Origin of the sequence: Methylophilus sp. YYY-1, assembly GCF_029132825.1 — a bacterium.
Classification (GTDB): domain Bacteria; phylum Pseudomonadota; class Gammaproteobacteria; order Burkholderiales; family Methylophilaceae; genus Methylophilus; species Methylophilus glucosoxydans.
This window is the reverse complement of sequence record NZ_WOVG01000001.1, coordinates 237832-259422: the sequence shown is the minus strand read 5'-3', so window position 1 is coordinate 259422 and position 21591 is coordinate 237832. Positions and strand designations below refer to the sequence as shown.

17 protein-coding genes are annotated in these 21591 nt (G+C 42.2%); 3 read left to right on the top strand and 14 right to left on the bottom strand.

Annotation, left to right across the window (positions count from 1 at the left end; all coding sequences use genetic code 11):
• Positions 1-22: 22 nt before the first annotated feature.
• From GOC95_RS01145 to GOC95_RS01125, 5 genes are read right to left on the bottom strand one after another with little or no spacing between them, the layout of a single operon-like run.
• Positions 23-1468: a phosphomannomutase gene (locus tag GOC95_RS01145; protein ID WP_275355137.1), complete on the bottom strand. Its 1446-nt coding sequence runs from the start codon at positions 1466-1468 to the stop codon at positions 23-25.
• Positions 1455-2867 (bottom strand): mannose-1-phosphate guanylyltransferase/mannose-6-phosphate isomerase, encoded by a 1413-nt coding sequence (locus GOC95_RS01140; protein WP_275355135.1) that lies wholly within the window; start codon positions 2865-2867, stop codon positions 1455-1457. Before GOC95_RS01140 ends, GOC95_RS01145 begins: the two co-directional genes overlap by 14 nt.
• Before the next feature lie 30 nt (positions 2868-2897).
• Positions 2898-3872 carry a UDP-glucose 4-epimerase GalE gene (gene galE / locus GOC95_RS01135; protein WP_275355134.1) on the bottom strand — a complete coding sequence of 325 codons (975 nt, stop codon included), beginning with the start codon at positions 3870-3872 and terminating at the stop codon, positions 2898-2900.
• 18 nt (positions 3873-3890) lie between these two features.
• Entirely contained in the window at positions 3891-5057 is a 1167-nt protein-coding gene (locus tag GOC95_RS01130) for a nucleotide sugar dehydrogenase (RefSeq protein ID WP_275355133.1), read from the bottom strand.
• Positions 5058-5088: 31 nt separating this feature from the next.
• A complete protein-coding gene (locus GOC95_RS01125) occupies positions 5089-5862 on the bottom strand; it encodes a WecB/TagA/CpsF family glycosyltransferase (protein ID WP_275355132.1) in 774 nt (257 codons plus the stop codon).
• Positions 5863-6117: 255 nt separating this feature from the next.
• Between GOC95_RS01125 and GOC95_RS01120 the strand changes: the two genes are divergently transcribed.
• The 3 genes from GOC95_RS01120 to GOC95_RS01110 all read left to right on the top strand — a co-directional run bounded on the left by GOC95_RS01120 (position 6118) and on the right by GOC95_RS01110 (position 9997).
• Complete coding sequence (locus GOC95_RS01120) at positions 6118-7800, top strand: GMC family oxidoreductase (RefSeq protein WP_275355131.1); 1683 nt, start codon at positions 6118-6120, stop codon at positions 7798-7800.
• Between the two features lie 10 nt (positions 7801-7810).
• The gene (locus tag GOC95_RS01115; protein ID WP_275355129.1) at positions 7811-8779 is read left to right on the top strand and encodes an NAD(P)-dependent oxidoreductase; all 969 of its coding nucleotides are present in this window, start codon (positions 7811-7813) and stop codon (positions 8777-8779) included.
• Between the two features lie 252 nt (positions 8780-9031).
• A complete protein-coding gene (locus GOC95_RS01110; protein WP_275355128.1) occupies positions 9032-9997 on the top strand; it encodes an acyltransferase in 966 nt (321 codons plus the stop codon).
• Between the two features lie 37 nt (positions 9998-10034).
• On the opposite strand, the gene GOC95_RS01105 is transcribed toward GOC95_RS01110, so the two are convergent.
• Genes GOC95_RS01105 through GOC95_RS01065 form a run of 9 tightly spaced genes read right to left on the bottom strand, consistent with a single transcriptional unit; the run spans position 10035 to position 21589 of the window.
• Positions 10035-11099 carry an acyltransferase gene (locus GOC95_RS01105; protein ID WP_275355126.1) on the bottom strand — a complete coding sequence of 355 codons (1065 nt, stop codon included), beginning with the start codon at positions 11097-11099 and terminating at the stop codon, positions 10035-10037.
• A gap of 50 nt (positions 11100-11149) precedes the next feature.
• On the bottom strand, positions 11150-12253 hold the full coding sequence (locus tag GOC95_RS01100; RefSeq protein WP_275355125.1) for an acyltransferase: 1104 nt from the start codon (positions 12251-12253) through the stop codon (positions 11150-11152).
• Between the two features lie 35 nt (positions 12254-12288).
• Positions 12289-13473, bottom strand: coding sequence for a glycosyltransferase family 2 protein (locus GOC95_RS01095; RefSeq protein ID WP_275355123.1), 1185 nt, complete (start codon positions 13471-13473; stop codon positions 12289-12291).
• A gap of 39 nt (positions 13474-13512) precedes the next feature.
• Positions 13513-14934 carry an Atrophin-1 multi-domain protein gene (locus tag GOC95_RS01090; RefSeq protein ID WP_275355122.1) on the bottom strand — a complete coding sequence of 474 codons (1422 nt, stop codon included), beginning with the start codon at positions 14932-14934 and terminating at the stop codon, positions 13513-13515.
• On the bottom strand, positions 14931-16589 hold the full coding sequence (locus GOC95_RS01085) for a GMC family oxidoreductase (protein WP_275355120.1): 1659 nt from the start codon (positions 16587-16589) through the stop codon (positions 14931-14933). Before GOC95_RS01085 ends, GOC95_RS01090 begins: the two co-directional genes overlap by 4 nt.
• 1 nt (position 16590) lies before the next feature.
• On the bottom strand, positions 16591-17811 hold the full coding sequence (locus GOC95_RS01080) for a glycosyltransferase family 4 protein (RefSeq protein WP_275355118.1): 1221 nt from the start codon (positions 17809-17811) through the stop codon (positions 16591-16593).
• An 11-nt stretch (positions 17812-17822) separates the two neighbouring features.
• A complete protein-coding gene (locus GOC95_RS01075) occupies positions 17823-19247 on the bottom strand; it encodes an O-antigen ligase family protein (RefSeq protein WP_275355116.1) in 1425 nt (474 codons plus the stop codon).
• Between the two features lie 56 nt (positions 19248-19303).
• Complete coding sequence (locus GOC95_RS01070) at positions 19304-20152, bottom strand: glycosyltransferase (RefSeq protein WP_275355114.1); 849 nt, start codon at positions 20150-20152, stop codon at positions 19304-19306.
• A 6-nt stretch (positions 20153-20158) separates the two neighbouring features.
• Positions 20159-21589 carry a lipopolysaccharide biosynthesis protein gene (locus GOC95_RS01065; RefSeq protein ID WP_275355113.1) on the bottom strand — a complete coding sequence of 477 codons (1431 nt, stop codon included), beginning with the start codon at positions 21587-21589 and terminating at the stop codon, positions 20159-20161.
• Positions 21590-21591 lie beyond the last annotated feature (2 nt).

Genomic DNA, 21591 nt, shown 5'->3' with positions numbered 1-21591 from the left:
TATTTTCGGACAAGTTAGACTCTTACAAAGTTGAGATTCGTTCTAGTACTGCCTTTACTAATCTCACAGCGGCAGGGATTGAATGGGATTCTGCATAACATCGAAGCTCAGGCGCATTCCCTGATGGTCTGAGATGAATGACATTTCCTGAGGTAAGGGTTAACCTTAATCCATCAGTAATATCTTTTTTTATAACCATTTCATCGATTTGTAAAAGGCTCATCAATTTTTCTGGGAATTCAAACCAATCCTCAATTAATTCCTTACTTTTTTCTGTCGGGTACTGCTGCAATCTGTCACTTGCGGTGAAGCGGGACGGCAAACCTGCCACTATTGTAGAGAGCGGTTTATTATATTTCTGCATAGCGGCCAACAAACACATGACAGGCAATAATGCATCACGCGTTGGCAAAGGCGCCAAGTGCGGATAAGCGTTTACTGAAGAACCCAGTAAAAAACCACCATTTGCTTCAAAACCAGCAATATGCTGCTTACCCTGTTCATGGAGTAACGCCATCCCAGCAATTACATAGGGTGATCCAATACGCGTTCTGATCACTTGGTCAAAGAATCTACTCACTTCAATCGCTGAGTTACAGCTTACAGGGACCGCTAGATGACGAATATTGAGCCATTGAGCCGTTAATAGCCCCACAATATCGCCTCTCAGCCAAGTTCCATGCTCATCGGCGATGAGCGGTCTATCACCATCTCCATCTGTTGAGATGATGGCATTAACGTTGTATTGTTTTGCCCAATCTATTCCTCGCTGAACATCTGCATCAGAAACCGCCTCTGTATCAATGGGAACAAAGGTATTCGATCTCTCAAGACAAATAACCTCAGCCCCCAAGATGCTAAAGAGCTCTTGCATCAGATCACGACCTACACTTGAGTGTTGGTAGATCGCAAGTCTCAAGCCCTTAAACCCATCAGCGCCCAACATGTCTACATATCGCTCTAAATAATCACTTCTTGCATCAGGTGTCGGCAATGGCAGGCTGATACTATAATCTTGTAGAGGAAGAACACTGGTGGCCAGCATTATTTCTTCATCTGCCTTGGTTATTTCACCATCGGGGCGATAAAACTTGAGGCCATTGCGGTCAAACGGAATATGACTACCAGTTACCATGATTCCGGGGATTTTATGTTTTTGCGCATAGAGCGCTAATGCAGGTGTTGGAATAGCACCACAGAATATGATTTCCAATCCCAACTGGAAGAGCATCTTGGAGCAATATTGCGCAATCACTGGACTACTAGGGCGAAGATCCGTAGCTATGGCCACTGTTTTAAATACATATTCGCGCTGCATCGCCTGCACAAAAGCTTGCGTGTAAGCTGCACATACCTCTTCAGTCATTGCTGTGACCAGACCTCGGGCACCACTGGTTCCAAACGCGACACCACTTTTCTGCATTAACTGCTGCAGCGTTTTAGGCGCATTCATCTCAATTGCGCCCATACGTATCCTCAAAGCGGACGATATCGTCTTCACCAAGATAACTTCCCGATTGCACCTCAATCAGATGTAATGGCAACTTGCCGGGGTTTTCCAAGCGATGGGTAGAACCAATAGGGATATATGTAGACTCGTTTTCAGTATAAAGCTTGGTCACATTATCCACTGTAATCATCGCAGAACCACTCACCACCACCCAATGCTCGGCCCTATGGTGATGCATTTGCAGAGACAGTTTTTCGCCAGGCTTGACCATAATGCGTTTTACTTGGAATCGCTCCCCCACATCAATGCCTTCGTACCAACCCCATGGACGATATACGCGCGGATGTACATGGTGCTCAGTACGACCGCTAACTTTGAGATGATCTACAATATTTTTGACATCTTGAGCACAGTCTCGGTGTGCCACCAAAATGGCATCACCTGTCTCAACGATCACAAGATCCTCTACCCCTACCGCTGCTACAAATCTATGCTCGGCACGGACCAGAGTATTTTTGACATTCCTGAGATAAACATCGCCACGAATTGCGTTTCCTGATTCGTCATTTGGCTGGACCTCTTTCAGCGCGGTCCACGATCCAACATCATTCCACCCCATATTGGCTGGCACGACTGCTGCCAGCTGCGTTTTCTCCATGACCGCATAATCAATCGAATCTGACGGAGATTTGGCAAATGACGCTTCATGCAAGCGCACAAAATCAAGGTCCTTGTAGCTATTAGCCACAGCGGTGGTCACTGCATCTAGCATAGCTGGGGCATGTTGTTTCAGCTCGGCGAGAAAAATGGCCGGTTTAAACAAAAACATGCCACTATTCCAGTAAAAGTTGCCGGCATCAAGATACTGCTGTGCCGTTTCGGCGTCAGGCTTCTCAACGAACCGTGCAACCGTATAACATCCTTCTGCGGCGTCCAAGCCATCACCTGATTGAATGTAGCCATAACCGGTTTCGGGATGTGTGGGCTCAATGCCGAAAGTGGTCAGCTTGCCCATACTGGCCGCCACACTGGCGCGACGAACTGCCGCTTCAAAAGCAGCAACATCGGTAATCACATGATCAGCTGGCAACACCAGCATCAGCGCATCTGTGTCCTTCAAAATCAACGACGCGGCCGCAATAGCAGGCGCTGTGTTTCTTGCAATCGGCTCAAGGACGATCGCTTCTGGATTCAAGCCGACCTGTCTTAATTGCTCAGCAACCAAGAAACGATGATCATTGCCACATACAACAATAGGTGACTCAATTTCTGCCCAGCTAGCCAGCCGCAGTAGTGTCTCCTGTAGCATTGTATTTTCACTTACCAGAGGCAATAGCTGTTTAGGTAACACTGCACGCGACAACGGCCATAAACGTGTACCCGAGCCGCCTGAAAGAATCACAGGAACAATTTTCATCTTTTCAACCTTATACCAATTTTCAACGTTTTAACTTAACTGTTTAAGTTCCCACTGCCAGGCATGGGCGACAATTGTCTCCAGGTCTGTAAACTTAGGGCGCCACATTAATGTGCTTCTCGCTCTCGTGGAGTCAGCAACCAGTCTCGCTGGATCACCCTCTCTCCTTGGACCATTGATCACGGTAATTGCTCTCCCTGACACCTGCTGCGCCGCTGTAATCACTTCCTGCACGGAGAATCCCTCACCGTTACCAAGATTAAAGCGATCACTCTCTCCATCATTGTTCAGGTGTTCGAGCGCGGCAAGATGAGCGGAGCATAAATCGACAATATGAATGTAATCACGAATGCAGGTGCCATCTGGCGTATCATAATCCCGCCCAAATACCTGAATATTTTCCCTGCGCCCTGAGGCTGCTTGCAGTATCAGGGGAATCAAATGCGTCTCGGGGTCGTGGCGCTCGCCTAACTGCCCGTCTGGATCGGCGCCAGCAGCATTGAAATAACGTAGACATACCGAGCGCAAGTCAAAAGCCTTATCATAATCAGCAAGCACCTGCTCTATCATTAACTTGGATCGACCATACGGATTCAACGGCCGATTCGGATGCACCTCGTCAATCGGCACATAATCAGGCTCACCAAAGACCGCGGCAGTTGAGGAGAAAATAAATTTATTCACCTCAAACTCACGCATGGCATCTAGCAAATTCAATGTATTGGTAACATTGTTACGATAATAAATATCCGGTTTGCGTACCGATTCACCCACTTGTATAAACGAAGCAAAATGCATGACTGCGTCAGGGGTGTATTGCTTGAACACGTTGTTCAAGCAATCGCTATCAGCCAAATCGCCTTCAACAAAGACACCGCCCAGTACTGCATCTCGATGCCCACTGGATAAATTATCCAAAGTAACCACTTCGTGCCCGGCACCCAGTAGCATTTTCACCATATGTGAGCCAATATACCCAGCTCCACCAACGACTAATACGCGCATAGAAATATCCAGAATTGATTAATCGCTGCCGAACAAATCGCGAGTGTAGACCTTATCCACCACATCGGAGAGCTCTTTGGCTTGTCGATTGGCAATGATCACATCAGACATTTGTTTGAACTGCTCTAGATCCCTGATTACCTTAGAGTTGAAAAACTCGGATTCCTGCAGGACTGGCTCATAGACAACTACCTCAATCCCTTTACCTTTAATCCGCTTCATAATTCCCTGAATGGACGAGGCTCTGAAATTGTCTGACCCTGCTTTCATGATGAGGCGATAAATGCCAACCACTTTGGGATTCTTTTTGATAACACTCATGGCCACAAAGTCTTTACGCGTGGTATTTGCATCCACAATCGCGTTAATCAGATTTTGTGGAACTTGTGAGTAGTTTGCCAACAGTTGCTTTGTGTCCTTTGGCAAACAGTAGCCACCGTAACCAAAAGAAGGATTGTTGTAATGATTACCGATACGCGGGTCCATACAGACGCCTTCGATAATCTGGCGTGTATTCAAATTATGCGTTTCTGCATAAGTATCCAACTCGTTGAAATATGCCACACGCATCGCCAGAAAGGTATTGGCAAACAATTTGATCGCTTCCGCCTCTGAACTATTAGTCAATAAAATGGGGGCGTCAGGTTTGAGACAGTTTTCTTTCAGCAAATTAGCGAATGTTTGTGCACGTTCTGAGACCTCTCCCACAACGATGCGCGATGGATAAAGATTGTCGTAAAGTGCTTTACCTTCCCGTAAAAATTCCGGTGAAAAAATTAGGTTATCGCAATTAAGTTCGGCACGAATTTTTTCGGTGTAACCCACAGGAATCGTTGATTTGATCACCATAACCGCACTTGGATTGATCGCCATTACATCCTTGATCACGGCCTCTACGGATTTGGTATTGAAGTAATTGGTTTCGACATCATAGTCGGTTGGTGTGGCTATCACCACAAATGCAGCGTCTTTATATGCTTCGTTCTTATCAGTGGTCGCTTTAAAATTGAGCGATTTGTTGGCCAGAAAGTCTTCTATTTCCCGATCAACAATTGGCGATTGTTTTTGATTCAGTAGTGCCACCTTTTCTGGCACGATATCCAGCGCAACGACTTCATTTTTTTGAGCTAATAATACTGCCAATGACAAACCAACATAACCAGTACCAGCAATTGCAATTTTCACAGTGGCTCCTTCTATTTTTGTATACTAAATTTCAGTGATGCGGCTTACTTTTCAACCATTCCCGCATAAACAACTTGGGATAAATAATCGCACCAACCATATATCTTTTAACAAGTCGTTTGGGCTCCGAGCACATTCTGTGCATCCATTCCAGACCAAATCTGCGCATCCACATAGGCGCTCTGGGTTTATTCCCAGCTAAAAAATCGATAGTCGCACCAACGCAAAGCGCCACTTTTACTGGCAATTTATTCGCGTATTTATTCACCCATATTTCTTGTTTTGGCGCACCTAGGCCAATTACTAGCAAATCTGCTTTTGCATCTGCTACCGATTGGCAAATGCGATCACAATAAGCACTATCTTTTTCAAAACCAAAATCAGGGCTTAGAATGCCAACGACTTCAACGACAGGCCATTGCGCCTTGATATTCGCAGCAGCAACCTCACCGACTCCTGGCATGGCACCCAGCAGATAAACACGCAAAGGGAGATTGTTTTGTTGAAACCGGGTAAATATATTCGGAACAAGATCACTACCAGGCACGGTTTCAGGTAATGGTTTTCCAAGCAATTTAGAGGCCAGAACTACAGGTTTTCCATCTGCAACAGTCATCGCTGCATTTGCATAGGCTTGCTGGAATGCTGGATTTTTTTCTAATTGCACAATGTGATCGACATTCGGGGTAACTACATATTTGCAAGAATTATCTCCAAACTGAAGCCACTCTTGCAATACATCAACAGACTCATTCATCGAAAACTTGTGAATGGTGATTCCGAACATTTCTATGGTATTTGACATAAATAGACTGAGACTCAACAAGTTTAGATATATATTTGTGACCAAAATACGTAGGGTTACGTAAAAAATTATGATTATTTTTTCAGTCGCACGTGAATAAAAAAAGAACCTGTGTGATATGGTATAACCCATAAGGATTATGCGATATAAGACGTTTTAACCTATTCTGGTCTTGACGCCACTGCTTACACCCCATCTACAATTTCAATAATAACGCTTATTTGTGAATTTTTTTAAGTGATTTAACAAAAAAATATGATTAGTAATTTGAATAACTACCCCTCAGGTGCAACGCTAGAGGCTGATGTTTGTATTGTAGGTGCAGGTGCAGCTGGCATCTCACTGGCATTATCTTTGTCTGGGCGAGGATTGAAAGTTCTGCTTTTAGAGTCGGGATTGGAGGTTGAGAATGACCAGGTACAACAGCTTTACGCAGGTGAAGTCGTTGACGAAAAGCTCCATAGTCCTCCTGATAAATACCGTCAAAGAAGATTTGGCGGCTCAACGACCATATGGGGGGGGCGTTGTATGCCGTTTGATCCGATTGATTTTGAGGCCCGAGACTATGTTCCGCATAGCGGCTGGCCAATTGGTTATGATGACTTGGCACCCTACTACCAAGTTGCCAATCAATTACTAGAAGCAGGCACTTATGAATATGATGCCGACAAGGTGTTTGATCCTGAGCAACAGGCAGCAATCAAAGGCTTCAAAAGTGACATCCTAAAAACCAATAATCTTGAAAGGTTTTCTTGCCCGACAAATATGGGAGATCGGTACAGACAAAGACTGATTCTGGCTGATGATATTGAAATACTGCTGGAGGCTAACTGCACCGGCATTCGACTTGGCATGGATGGCAAGCAAGTAAAACACCTGGATGTGGTCAGCTTACAGGGTACCAAGCTTTCCGTGATTGCCAAGCAGTTCATCCTGGCGACAGGCGGTATTGAAACAGCCCGATTGCTTTTGGCATCAAACGATGTACTGCCTACTGGAATTGGCAATAAATATGATTTGGTCGGTAGGTATTACCAATGTCATATAGCAGGTAACCTAGGGCAGTTAACCGTACTTGGTACCACCAAAAATGTTCGGCATGGATATGAAATTTCACCTGAGGGGGTGTATTGCCGCCGTCGTTTTGCATTAACTGCCGACACTCAAAAGAAATTAAGAGTAGGCAATATGGTGGCCAGATTACATTTTCCAAAAATCGTGGATCCCTCACATAGAATTGGAGTGCTATCCGGATTGTTCTTAGCCAAGAACTTTATCAGCTACGAGTACGGAAAGCGCTTAAAAGATGGGCAAGCAACTCTATCCACTTACTTAAAACACTTTGCAAACATTATTCTCGACCCCATTGATACGACAAAATTTTTATACCATTGGATTACCAAGCGCACGCTGGCCAAGCGTAAATTTCCTTCTGTGATTTTGAGCAACAAAAGCAATCAGTTCACCTTTGAAATCCACGGTGAGCAATATCCCAACCCTGAGAGCCGGATTACCTTGATCAATGAGACGGATGCGCTAGGCATGCCCAAGGTCAAAATTGACTGGAAATATCTCCCTGAAGATATTGAGTCTATCCGGAAAGCGCTCAAAGTGTTTAAACAGGAAATCAACCAAAGTGGACTTGCTACCTTTGAGTTTAACGATGAGCAGTTAGAAGCTGATTTGACTCGTTTTGGTGCATACGGTGGACACCACATTGGTACTGCACGCATGGGTAAGCAGCCTGAAAGCTCCGTAGTCGATGAAAACTGCAAAGTGCATGACATTAGCAACCTTTATATTGCCAGTGCTGCGGTTTTTCCTACCAGTAGCCAAGCCAACCCTACCCTGACCATTGTCGCCATGAGCTTACGCCTGGCAGACCATATTGCAGAAACACTGCAGGCAGGCAAATCTACTCATTCAATCATATCGTAAGGAAGCAAGCATGAAAGTCTTAATCCTTGGCGCCACTGGTCATGTAGGCAGTCGGCTACATACGCACTTGCAACACTCAAATATCACCTCCATTGCTGCCTCCAGAGGCAGAATGCGCAGCAATATTGAGGGGCATGTCATTTTAGATAGTATGAATCTGGCTGACCTGACCACACAGCTCAAACAAGTCGATGCAGTAGTGAATTGTGTCGCCGGGAGTAAAGACGGCATTGGCCAAGGAGCAAAAATCCTGGCCGAAGCGGCATTGGCGGCAGGCAAGCCAACAATTGTGCATTTGAGTACCATGTCAGTCTATGGCGCCAGTGAGGGCATCATTACCGAGAACTCACCGTTTGACCCAACTTACAACTGGTATGCGGCTGCCAAATGCGAGGCCGAGCAGCACATGCAAGCCTACGCACAAGCTGGCGGCAAAGTAGTCGTGTTCAGACCAGGCTGCATTCATGGGCCGGGCAGCGTGCAATGGGTAGAACGTGTCGCCAATCTGCTCAACACCTTCAGGCTCGGTGACCTTGGCAGTGCCGGGGATGGCTGGAGCAATCTGGTGCACGTGGATGACGTCGTTAAAGCGATACATTTTGGGTTGCAACTGCCGCTCAATGCCGGCGACATTCATCATTACAACCTTGCAGCGCCTGACAGTCCACGCTGGAACCAATACTTTATCGATTTAGCGCAAGCCATTGGCGCCACTCCGGTCAAACGTATACACCCCATGCAGCTCAAGCTAGATTCAAAAGCGTTTAGTCCAGCCATAAAAATATCTCAAAAAATACTTGAAAAAGCAGGCCAGAAAAACCTGGCTAAGCAATTTCCAGAACCGCTGCCGCCATCACTCGTAAGACTTTTTAAACAGCAGATTTTTCTGAACTCGAGCAAAATATCCAGCAAAATGAACTTTACGCCTTACCAGGAGAGTTTTTTAAGTTCAGTTAAATGGTTAAAAGGTGATCAATAATCGTGCAATTTCGATAAAAGCATGAGTTTTAAAAATACCAATTAAAAACGCAAGTAAGAAGAGCTGGCAATCTTGATAATATCTTAATTTATAAAACACAATTTTATCGCATCATTGTGCGTGCTTTCAGCATAAAAGCCTTAGGCTTTAACGTGGAAATTCCTACAAAGCTTTAAATTTCCGCTGATAAACACAAAAAATCTACTGCGCTATTGTAGCTCTCAATTCTACATATTCGCATTATGGTTTTTAATGAAGCGTTATACCTATCTTGATGGATGGCGCGGGCTATCGATTATTGCTGTTTTAGCTGGCCACTTTCTTTCCATTCAGGGATTTAATGCTGGCAGATTTGGCGTTGAAATGTTTTTTGTGCTGAGTGGGAGGCTGATGGCAGAAATCTTATTTATCAAACACACCCCACTGCCTAGCTTTTTTAAACGACGCATCTCGCGGGTATGGCCAGCACTGTTTGTGTTTATCATTGCAATGTGGCTGATTTTTGGTCGGTCAGAAAACACGCTGCATGTGGATTACCGAAGTGTATTGGCTACACTAACCTTCACCTACAATTACTACAGCATATACGCAAACCACACTCCCGTTTTAGATCACATTTGGTCACTCTGTATTGAGGAGCACACCTACATCCTGCTGGCATTCATTGCGTTTTTGGCCCGAAAATACAACTTTGATCCAATCAAACCGCTCATTGCTATCTGTGTATTATTTTTGATCAACGGCGCCCTACTTACGTCCACAGAACATCTTGATTATTACAATGTGTATTGGAGAAGTGACACCCGCAGCGCCTCTATTCTTATTGGCGTCATTAGTTTTCTGCTAATTCAACGATCCAGCCAGCACATTCCGGCACTGGCTTCTGTTTTGCTACTTGGCATGGCCTTACTTCTCAACATCAATCTGGTGCCAGACCCAATCAAATACAGCCTTGGGACAGTCTGTGTCGCGGCCGCTATCTGCAGCATTAAAGAACTACCAGAGTATCTGATGAAATTCATCTGCCACCCGGCACTTACTTGGGTGGGTTTAATTTCATTCTCGCTTTATTTATGGCAACAGCCCTTTTATAAAATGATTCATTCAGGTCAATCAAAATTAGTACTGCTCTTAGCAGCACTAATCATTGCATCCTTTAGTTATCGTTTTATTGAAGTACCGGTAAGAAAGGCACTTAATCAGAAATGGGCGAAATAGGTATGAACTGGCAGTCGACAATTGCAGGAAAATCAAATCATACATTAGAGCCATATTTTCTTCTTAATGCGATTGTTGGTTGTTCAATTACATAGTAAGAAATCAAGGAGGTGATAATGGTTAGGCCCCAAAATCCCAGTTGCCAGGCAAGCGAAAGTTTATTCAAACCTATTGCATACGAAATAAGCGTCATTGATAACCAATGCTGCAAATACAACGAATAGCTTAGCTTGCCAATAAAAGTGAGTGAGGGTAACGCCAAAAAGCGCCTAATTGCGGCAAAAATATTTGCTTGATTAAATAATACATTCAGAAGTATTAAAAACAGCCCAACGTTTTGTAAGCTATATCTGAATGTCTCTCTAAAAAACAGATCCCGAACCAATAGTGAAAAGAGAATTGCAGCTAATCCGAGAACAAAATAACCAAATTTAAGTAAATGCCGTTCAAGCCACTCTTTTTGAGCTGGCTTGTGCATCAGACAAGCCATGAAACAACCGAATGCTATCGAGTCTATCCTTGCCTCCGTTGCCGTATAAGTGTACCCCCCTTCATGCAACAGATCTGGAAAAATCAGGGCGTAGCCAAGTCTGATCAGTAGCGGTAGGAGTAAAAAAATAACGATTATTTGATAGTAACGATTTGAACGATAAGTGAACGCAAGTAGCGGCGCAAACAAAATGTAAAAATGTTCTTCGATAGCAAGACTCCATAAAATATTAAATGGAGAGAGCAAGCCATCTACATTCGAAAAATGTATAAAAATTTTATAGTAATTAGCGAAATAAAATAATGCGGCAAAAATCTCTGAGACCTTTATTGACTGATTAATAAAGAGAATCAATAGGCTTGAGATGATGATGAAATAAATAGCTGGTGGGAGTAATCGCCAAAACCGTCGTATGTAGAATTTTTTTAAATCTATATGATTGTTTTTTTCTGCCTCACTAATCAATAGTGAAGTAATTAAGTATCCGCTAATAAAAAAGAAGATAGTAACGCCAAAACCTCCAGGAACGATATGCCCGAACCCAGCATGAGAGATCATAACAAGTAATATCGATAACGCCCTGATTCCATCTAGTTCTGGTGTGTATTTCATATATTGATTTCTAGTTATGCTGAATAAGCTCGGAGCCAGACACTATTTGGCTAAACTTTGACAAGTTGGCGTGATTTCTCGCGAAATGGACTTTCTACCAGCTTGTAAGTGAGGTAACCAATAATTAAACAAGCTGCCAGAAAACCAATGGTAAGAGCAACCGCCAATGGGAATTCAAATTGTGGTATTGATAAGCTCTCGACTATCATTTCTGGCCGATGAAAGAGTACCCTAATCACTTGTTGATAAAACCAGAGAACTAAACCATGCGACATATATAATGAGAATGAAATTGTCCCTAACCAAACTAAGGTCGGATGAGACAGGAAATGCTTCCAAAAATGGTCTTTTGAAAGCAAGATTGATGCAATGAGCAAACACGTTAAGGGGTAAATTAAAACCTTTAATGCTTTGGCATCATGGCCGAAGATCATAAATAACCCAATCAATACAAAACAGACCGGTATCCAATAAGGACTTAAAAAGACAGAGTTTATAACTTTACTAATGCCAAGGGCTAACATACAGCCGATAAAAAATCCTGCGATGCATCTAAGCATGAAATCATGCTGCTCAGGATGATAAATGAAGAGAATGGCAGTGGCTGATAGGCCTAGGGCGGCAAAAATATAATTCTTAATTTTTGAAAAGTTGAGAACAATCAATCCGAAAATTAGATAGGTGTAAAACTCAGCACTGATAGACCAAGCCGGGCTGTTGAATGTGATGGCCTGTTCATTTGGCCAGAATGCCTTAACCATAAAAATATCTCGCATAAATGCTGCAAGATCGTTATCTTCAAATGGTTGCTTGCTAAGGCTTGCAATTCCGAAATGATGTTGTAAAACATATTTCAATATTTCAATGCCCAGAAACAATAACAAAAAGAGTAAATGTACAGGATATAAGCGACCAAATCGCAAAAACTGAAACTTTGCCAACTCATAAACTGTGTTGATTCGATTTGCATATGCGGTATAAATTACAAAGCCGGATAAGACAAAAAACAAATCTACCATCATAAATCCACTTCGAATAATGGATATATTGTGGATCAAGGGATTCCATGCTGGAACGTGGTATAAAACGACCAGTAATGCGGCAATACCGCGGAGACTCTCTAATTGATCAATTTTTTTTATAGTTTTACTCATTGATGTGTTTTGTACTTTAAAAATGAAAACGTCCGCTAATCTCTTTTGGATTTAACCCATTCAATCTGACGATTCACAAAAAACTTAGCGTATAGCTGGATTTTACTAACAGCGTAAACTGGCGCGTAAGTCAAAAGCTCAAAAAACGGTAATATTTTAGTACCGTGCTTAACCCATGAGATCATGACAAATAAAGCTAATAACAGGAATTGAATTACACCATACCCCCAAGGGAATGTAGTGTTAGTAAGCAACATCAAGACTGCGGAAATAATTGCAAATAATGCACTTAGCAAGAATAGCAGCGCAACTGGGGGAACACACAAATCTAAAGCCATTGCGGTCATTTCAATATTTGCTGTACGTAATCCCTTAAGAAACAGTGGCAGTCCCTCTTGTACAATCATGCCAATATGGCCATGCTCCCACCTTTTCCGTTGCGAGTCAGCACCCTCATCATTTAATGGGAACTCACTTGTAACATATGCTTCAGGACAAAATTTGGGGGCGAACCTTTGCTCGGCTAGGTCTATACCCAATTTCATATCCTCAACAATATATCCTTTGGCAAGATTAGCATTTTTAACATGCTCCCATGGAAAAGCCATCCCGGAGCCCATCAGTTGCATAGGCATACCCAGGCGATAAAATCCCAGCGGTCGAGTCCAGCTTTTAACGACATAGGCAAACTCAGCCAATTTAGTTTTTACGGGTGAATTTGGTTTTGCCTGAATTAAGTACAAGGCTTGAACTGCACGCTTACCTTTGATAACAGCCTGAGCTAAAGCATTAATAGTATCTGGATATACAATACAGTCGGCATCAAAAACAATCATCACCTCTGGAGGCTTAGTCTTAAGGTGTTGAATACCAAAATCTAACGCGTATCCTTTACCACGCAACGTTTCATGTGCTCTCTCAATGACCTCCACACCGTTACTTCTTGCAATCTCTGCCGTATTGTCCGAGCAATTATCAGCAATCACCACAATTCGGGTGTTAGGCGTAGCAGATTTCTTGATAGATTCAAGCGTTGCACTGATCCCAGCGGATTCGTTATGGGCTGGGATCAGTAGTGCAATTGCTGCTGACTGCGGCTCAACCTTTTGGTTACGAAACCCAGGTAAAACAGCCACCAAGATTTGTATACAAAATGTTAGTACTGGAATTACCAGTATGGCAAATACCGTAAAAAAAAGGATTTCAACAACTATAAGCATAATTTCTACTTGGAAACTTATTCTGTTCAGGTCTGAACATTATTGATCAACGCGAATTAATGTGCCACTTACACTTGATCCAGCACCTATACCACTAGTTACAACAACATTTGAGGTAACATCATCGGCTGGCCATGCAAATGTTCTAGATTGACCATCCGAAAGATCATATGTATCAACTCTAGTTTTATATTTTTTGTCCTTGATAATGAGTCTGAGTTTACCACCCCCAGTGGTTTTTGCGGTGATTTTATACTTTTCACCCATTTTAGGTTTTGCCCATGTGACTTGAGTGAGTGATCGCCCAGAAGGATTTGATTGAACGACCTCACTAGTAGTAGGGCCAAAGATGACTGCCTGCTTCCAAGTATCAAACTTTCCTGCAGTTGGACTGTTTTGTATACATGCGGTCCGCTGATAAACACACCATGGGCCTCGCATTGATAGAATATTAAAATTCTTTTCAGGAATGAATGGATTCCCAGAGGCATCGACCCATGACTTAGCTGAAGTTACCATTCGCAAAGACTGTCTAATTAAATGCAATTCATTTGCTGCCTTGTAATTGTAGCCATTTTTATGCAGGTTAAGTCCTGAGCCATTTTCAACATAAATGATAAATGGTGTGCCATCGTTTGTATCAACAATGTAAGCGCCATAAACTTTTAGCGTATTAACAATTTTTATCAACTCTGGCGTCTTGATTTTTGAAACGTCAAAACTTTCAGGCAGCATAACTAGAGCACCCTCTGGAATCTGACCAGTATTTTTCGGTGCATATACGTCAGCTGAGGTAGCAGGATAGACATATCCTGGATTAGAGGCTGCACCATTTAATGCAAGTGACATAGCCAGAGCATGTGGATAAATAGGATCGCTACTTGCAAACTCATTTTTCCGAATAATGCCTGCACATGCACCAATACCTACTGCCCGAGCACCCTGATAATAGTGTGCCGGATCAGCCCAACCAGTCCCGTCTATCGGTGACCAAGCATAAAGATTGGCAGTCCATTCCCCATTTGTATTTCTGAGCTTCCAAAATGAATGAATCACTCCACTCGCTGTATCGTAAATATCTGCATGACCATCGCCACCAGAAGCAGGAACAAGATCAGCTGGCCAGTGTGGAATTTCAATTTTTGGCTGATTAGTTTCTGCATCAGCATCATAAACCCCTTTTTGTCCAGGATTAGGTTTAACGGTTACAGGGCCACTAGTTTCATCGGCAAAAAAGCATCCTGAGGATAATACTCCCTCGTGAATATTGGGATTATATTTTGAAGTTGGAATTACAAAATCAGAGAAACTTGGAGATACTGGCCTACTCTTCCATAAAGAATTTACAGCAAACGGTTTGCTATACAATGCGACATCTGCTGCGCTTACATTATGATTAAATGCAACATATGCGAGCCAAGGTAATACTAACAGACTGGTTTTATGAAAAGCTTTCATCATTTACTCCTTAAGGCTTGAATATGATTTAAATGATCAGCAAGCCGTAATGCCAATGCAACAATCGTAAGTGTTGGATTAGCATGGCTATTCGTGGTAAAAACCGATGCGCTCGCAATATACAGATTTTTGACTCCATGCACTTTGCAATTAACATCTACCACACTATCATTCGGAGCGGTTCCCATACGGGTTGTTCCCATATGGTGCCCGCCAACAGGTAAAGCGCTCTCCATTGCCTTTTCTAACTCTTTTTGGTCAAACTCAAGTCTGCATGCGTTGGTATTCTCAAATTGTTGTTGTAATAAATTAAAAGATTTAATTCCAGAGGCGATATCCTTAGCCGTCATTTTCCAATGCACACTTACTCTAGGCATGCCATATCGGTCGTATTCGTCAAGCAACTCAATGCGATTGACTGGATCTGATACTTGCTCACTATTAAACTCAATAGGATATGTTCCATTACGGTTTGCAACCAGCGTGTAGGGAATACGTCTTTTCGCCAACTTTATTTTGAATAACCAGTCGTAAGCAAACCGAATGACAGATACTGGATCCGAGACAACATTCCAGACATGTTTTGCATAGTCAACACGCTCTAATGATTGATTGCCACCATGATTTAAAATGGTTTGATACTCGGGCTTTAATATTGACTTTGCAAGATAAATAGTAGATAAAATCCCGCTACCATGAGAAGGGTCCGCGTATGCTGGAAAATGTAGCCTAAATGCAGAATTCAACAAACCATGCTTAGTTTGAAACTCTGCTGAAAATTGAAGCTTTCGTCTGGCATAAACGCCTTCAGTTGTTTTTTGAAAATCAAAAATGGGACGTTCATTTTTAAATCGTAACGCTCCATAAATCAAGTCATAGTGACACGCATAATACTTACCAAGGCTGCCATCGAGATGGCTCCAGGCAGGTTGATACTGACGACTGACTAGCAATAGTCGAGTTGTATCAATCCCTCCTCCGGCTAAGACAATTTGATTAACTTTCACATCAACCGATTGTTGACCATCATGCAAAGTGATTGTCTCAACGACATCACCATTCTGAGCACTTGTATTTAGTTTAGTACAGCGCGCGCGCAAGAGGACTTTTACATTGACTGAATTTTCAAGCTCTTGCCGAAATTTTTTACCAAAATCTGTAGGTAGGCTATATCTCTCAATATACTCATTCAAATCAGGCGCTAATGTTGGCGCTTCGCTAAATATTGGTTTAGTGTTGGGACCGAAGGCTGAAATATTGAAATTATTATCACCGGCATCGCAATAATCGAGGGCTTGAGCATAATAGTTAGCGATGTCTTTTGCTCCTTCTGGCCAGCCACTCTCTGGAACATGAGCGCGCTTCTCAAAATCATGTGAGTCAAGTGGTACGCATCTCCCCCCCCATAGGTGCGTTGTTCCCCCAAACCGCTGATATCTAAATTCAGTCGTTTCTGGATGTGGTGGCGTCGCTTTCCCCATATATGCGTCGAGTACTTCGGAACCTTCGTTCCAATCACCGCCCTCTATCAACAATATGCGATGACCAAGCCGACTAAGATGAACGGCTAAAGATATGCCAGCTGCGCCAGCACCAATGATACAAAGCGGATATGACTCTAATTCTGAAATATGAGTATTATTGAGGTAACCAATCATATTAGCTTTGCACTTGCTCCCGAATCAGCTGTTCAAGTTTGCTAACTTCAATTTTAAAATTGAAATCAGATTCAATAGTTTCTCTTGCAGCTGAACGGACTGTTTCACGTAACTCCGGATATTTAATGTACCGAAAAATGGCACTTTTCAGCGCTTGTTCATCGGATGGAGCAACAACCATGCCAGAAACACCATGCTCAATCAGTTCAGTAACGCCTCCAACATTAGTTCCAATGACTGGGATGCCACAGGCCATCGCTTCCATCAGTGACACAGGGACACCCTCGGCAAAGCTGGGTAAAATAAATACATCACTTGCTAACAAAGTCTCTCTGACAGTTTCTTGACTAGCAAAGCCACCAAAAAAGACCATTCCTGTCAGTCCGTGTTTATCAACCTCAGACTCAAGGCTAGCTCTCTCAGGACCATCACCCAAGAGGGTTAGATGAAACTGATAACCCTCGTTTTTCAAGTCAATCAAACTTTTCAATAAAACAGGTACACCCTTTTCTGCTGCTAATCTACCCACATACAATAGTTTTACGGGCCCAGCTGCTTGACTATCAACAGATTTATCATCAAAAGAATACTTGTCTACATCAACACCACAGTGAACAATTTTGAGTTTATGCCAATCTTCTACGTCAGAGAAAAGCATCATCTGGCTTTTGCAATAATTACTTATACAAACTATAAATTTTGCATATTTGACCTTTTCCCTAAGTGCAAGCAAAGTTGGCTCGAAGAAAATATGCGGCCCATGAAAGGTGACGCTATAACCCACGCCAGTTAACTGACTCGCAAGCATCGTCACCATACCACTGCTATCACCAAAATGATTATGCACATGTTGCACATGATTCTGTTGTAGGTAATTTGCGAGCAACAATGCCTCTTGAAAGTAAAAAAGTTGGTAGAGCGAGCCCTTCACGCCAGGACGACGAGTTTTAAAAGCTAAGTGCAGCGTTTTAAAGTAGCTTGAGGTAGCACTCACAAAATACTTAAAATTAAGTTGGATAAGCTTTAGCGGGCTAGCTGGCAAAAAATAAGTGGTTTGTTTACGCTCATTTAAAATCAGATGGCTCACATTATTAGCACCCTCGGGTTGTCTTAGGGCACACGTTAGCACTTCAACGCCAGATGCTCTGAGTCCAATCACCTCGCGTTGTATAAATGTATCAGTGGCACGTGGATAACTGCTTGTAAAGTATGCAATTCGCATATTAAGACTCTTTATGTGGATATTTTTTGAGGGTGAGTGTCTTGTTCAGGCTTTTGGAACAGTCTCGAAGCTGAAATTGTTAAACCTAATGTGAACCACAAATACCAATTGAATACTAGATAATCAAGCAAGTTATCGGCATAGCCCATGAATGCAAATTCCAGCAACATAACGATAACTGTAAAAACTAGTAATTTGTTAAATTTGTAAATGCTCAAGAGTTTTTTGAATACCTCAAACAGAAGATATAAGAAGGACAATAATCCAAAAATGCCTAATTCGAAAAATAACTGAACGTAAATATTGTGGGCGTTAATGTCAAAGTCCTGTTTTTGAAATGCGTTTGCCATTGCAAAGCTTGTTGAGTGGTGAATAAAACTATATAGACCATAACCAGTCAGGTAGTGTGTCTTTGACATCCAAGCTAAACTATCAGACCAAATTTTGAGACGCCAAGCATAAGAGTTCAACCGGCCATAACCACTTGAACCAAAATCGTTATCACTAGTTAAATCAAGAACACGTTCTTGTACCTCTGGAATTAATAAGGCAACAAATGGGGCAAGTAACACTAAGAATAAATATTTACGCTCATGCAAGATTGCATATAGGAAAAAGAACATATAGCAAGCAACCCAACCGGACCTTGTTTTGGTCATAATTAGCATCGCTACTAATAACAATATATAAAGTGGTAACGTCTTGCGCAGACCGTTTCCGATAGATGTAATTTTAGATTTGTATATGTAAAAACAAACGGTGATCATTAGCACCAAGTATGGTGCGAACGGATTAGGATGTGGAAAGGTGCTTCTAAGTCGAAAGCCTTCTTGATAACTAAAGGCCATTCCTCTACCCCCAAATACGATACAGAAAAGTCCATATAAAACTGGGATAATCGAGGAAAAAGCAACCACCTTAATCCATTTATCAAAATCACGTTGAGAGTCAACAAGTTTTGTGCCCAAAAGAAACATAGAGGCATATGAAACATAAATCAAAAAAACTTTGACGCTTTGCAGTACTGCGGGCGAATACACCAATGAAAAGAATGACAATGTAAGAAAAATTACCCATGCTCTTTTGATGTTCAAAATATCTGGTTGATTAGGGTTAGGCTTCTCAAAAATTGTTAATATTGCAATTAGAATTACTAATGCATTTAGAACTGCGCCAATTCCAAAGCTACCAAGTTTGATGGAATTAAAAACAACATCAAGTGATGACCGTGTCAGGATGACTAGTAAAAAAAAGAAATATCGATCAAATACAAACACGAGCCCAATAACAATTGCTACAGGCAGGCTTAGCAGATAAATATAATGTTCCCCTACCACCTGTGTAATAAAAAGTGAAACCAAACCAAAGAAAATTGCCGAAAATGCTGCCAGCATTGAAAGAGCAATTTTGGTTTTATTAATATTAATTTTTGACACGTTATTACCAGACCTAGATTAAATAGTCGATTGGTGGCTTAGCCAAGTTACGTATATTAGTATCTAAATGTTGCAGTTAGTAGTGCCAAGTAACCTTTGGGCCAAAAGCCTAACTTTATGAATGCGATCCAGTCTGTAAGAGTTGGGCGATTGTTATAGTACCTTGAAAACATTTGCAAAAATAACTTTTGCGCATTTCGTTTAGAGTCTTGACAATGTTTGTATACAAAACGGGTATAAGCCTTTTGCAAACGGGTTCTTGATTTGATAGAAATTCTATCCGTTCGTGGGGTGTCATCCATTATTTGTGTTGGAATATCGAGTAACGACGCCCTGCCAAACTTTTTTAGAACTCTGAAAAAGAATTCCATATCTTGCCAAGCCGGCATTTCCTCATCAAATAAACCAGCCCCAATAAAAACGTCTTTTGGTGCAAAAATTTGGTTCCCAATATGATTGAAATCAAACAATTGCTCATGACTAACATGTCCCAGCTTTCGTGATTGGTCAACTTCAAGCCCATCCCTGTAAATTAGATCAGGAGTATAAATACATGAAGGCCTTATAGAGTGTTTTTCCAGCATTTTCCAATAGCTGATTAATAACTCAATGCGATTTGGTAAAAACTCATCATCATCATCTAGTCCTGTAATAAACTCACCAGTCGCACTTTTAATGGCAAGATTTCTCGCTGCCGGTGCTCCACCTGATTGTGGCTTAATAAAATATTTAAGACGAGGATCACTTATAGACTTCTGTTTAAGATAGCTCTCAGTATCATCAGTTGAGCCGTCGCTGACAACAATTACCTCAATATCTCTGTGCGTTTGGCCTAGCACAGAGTCTACTGCCTTTTCTAACGCTTGCCTTCTGTTTTTAGTCGGTATGTAGACAGAAACTCTCATGATTGGTCAACTTTTCCTAGCAAATACTTTATTGAGATAGGTCTTCATCAAAGATGGGGAAATAAAATAACTTAGCAGAAGGTAAATAAGACCTCCAAACAAAGTTGCCAGAATAAAGCTGGCAAGCAGACTTATATGCTGATTTAGAATTACAAAAGTGCGTCGAGTCACAATGCACATCAGAAGCGATACTAAAACTGGTTTCCAGATTGCTTTAAGCAAGTCCAGAGCCGAACATTTTACAAAATTACCCGCGATCAACACCAGGGGGATGCCTGTCACAACACTGGCATATAAATACCATTCTGCAACACTATTCACACCAGTTCTTGCACCAATATAATAAGCCAGAACATGAACTAATGCACTGCCTAGTGATAGCCACATTAGCAAACGGGTTTTACCTTGTGCCATAAACACTGTGCCAGTTGTGCTTGAAATTGACTGCATAAACCCAACAGGCGTTAACCATGCCAAAACACTTGCAACATCCATCCACTGATGGCCAAATGCGACATCTACAAATGGCTCTCTAAGCGCATAAATTCCAGCCATAAGCGGTGCTGTTAAAAACGCAATAAAGGCGATTGTCTGAAGATATAATTTACCCATTTCTTCCAGATTGCCCTGCTGCCGACTCATGACAGGAAATAGCGCACGAGAGGAGGCCCACGTAATATTTTGCACAGGCAACAACATGACTTTGTATGCCATGGAATAGATACCCAGAGAGGCAGCCCCGAGTACCCTGCCCACCACCATGCTGTCAGCGTTTCTGAAAAAATAAGTAATCAATTGAAACACAGTCATATGCCCTGTAAAAGGCAACAACATTTTGAGCTGTTCAAAACTGGGCTTTCCTTTTGGACGCCATGAGGATAGGAACCATATTTGGACTGAGGAAAGCAATGCCATTAAAATTGCTTGTAATACTAGGCTGTATACGCCAGCACCTTTTATAGCAGCAACCACAGCAATCACCATGGCAACAAATGAAGATATTAATTCAACAAATGCGAGTTTCTTGAATTGAGACTCTCGCTCTAATAGTGCTTGATGGGAGATGGATGAGCTCGAAATAGGAAAAACCAAGGCTAATATGACAAGGATTTCAATCAGCTCAGCATGTTTAAAATATCCTGCGATAATCGGCGAAGCCAACATAATGATGCCGGCAATGCTCAAACCGACGAAAATATTAAACCAAAACACCGTATTGACTGTGTGATGAGTCAGATCTTCTTTTTGGATAATGGCTGCGGAGGTCCCTTGATCACGAATCAATAACGCTAGATTAGTGACGACTGTGGCCATTGCCATTAATCCATAATCACTTGGTGGCAATATTCGCGCAAGTACAAAAATATTGGCAAGCTGCGAGGCTATTCTTGCTAATTGTGAGACTGCCACCCACTTGGCATTGGAAACAGCTGTCATTC

What these genes read in the sequence shown, in the direction of transcription:
- GOC95_RS01145 (WP_275355137.1), bottom strand. Translation starts at nt 1,468, where the DNA reads ATGGGCGCAATTGAGATGAATGCGCCTAAAACGCTGCAGCAGTTAATG.
- GOC95_RS01140 (WP_275355135.1), bottom strand. Translation starts at nt 2,867, where the DNA reads ATGAAAATTGTTCCTGTGATTCTTTCAGGCGGCTCGGGTACACGTTTA.
- galE (WP_275355134.1), bottom strand. Translation starts at nt 3,872, where the DNA reads ATGCGCGTATTAGTCGTTGGTGGAGCTGGGTATATTGGCTCACATATG.
- GOC95_RS01125 (WP_275355132.1), bottom strand. Translation starts at nt 5,862, where the DNA reads ATGTCAAATACCATAGAAATGTTCGGAATCACCATTCACAAGTTTTCG.
- GOC95_RS01120 (WP_275355131.1), top strand. Translation starts at nt 6,118, where the DNA reads ATGATTAGTAATTTGAATAACTACCCCTCAGGTGCAACGCTAGAGGCT.
- GOC95_RS01115 (WP_275355129.1), top strand. Translation starts at nt 7,811, where the DNA reads ATGAAAGTCTTAATCCTTGGCGCCACTGGTCATGTAGGCAGTCGGCTA.
- GOC95_RS01110 (WP_275355128.1), top strand. Translation starts at nt 9,032, where the DNA reads ATGAAGCGTTATACCTATCTTGATGGATGGCGCGGGCTATCGATTATT.
- GOC95_RS01105 (WP_275355126.1), bottom strand. Translation starts at nt 11,099, where the DNA reads ATGAAATACACACCAGAACTAGATGGAATCAGGGCGTTATCGATATTA.
- GOC95_RS01100 (WP_275355125.1), bottom strand. Translation starts at nt 12,253, where the DNA reads ATGAGTAAAACTATAAAAAAAATTGATCAATTAGAGAGTCTCCGCGGT.
- GOC95_RS01095 (WP_275355123.1), bottom strand. Translation starts at nt 13,473, where the DNA reads ATGCTTATAGTTGTTGAAATCCTTTTTTTTACGGTATTTGCCATACTG.
- GOC95_RS01090 (WP_275355122.1), bottom strand. Translation starts at nt 14,934, where the DNA reads ATGATGAAAGCTTTTCATAAAACCAGTCTGTTAGTATTACCTTGGCTC.
- GOC95_RS01085 (WP_275355120.1), bottom strand. Translation starts at nt 16,589, where the DNA reads ATGATTGGTTACCTCAATAATACTCATATTTCAGAATTAGAGTCATAT.
- GOC95_RS01080 (WP_275355118.1), bottom strand. Translation starts at nt 17,811, where the DNA reads ATGCGAATTGCATACTTTACAAGCAGTTATCCACGTGCCACTGATACA.
- GOC95_RS01070 (WP_275355114.1), bottom strand. Translation starts at nt 20,152, where the DNA reads ATGAGAGTTTCTGTCTACATACCGACTAAAAACAGAAGGCAAGCGTTA.
- GOC95_RS01065 (WP_275355113.1), bottom strand. Translation starts at nt 21,589, where the DNA reads ATGACAGCTGTTTCCAATGCCAAGTGGGTGGCAGTCTCACAATTAGCA.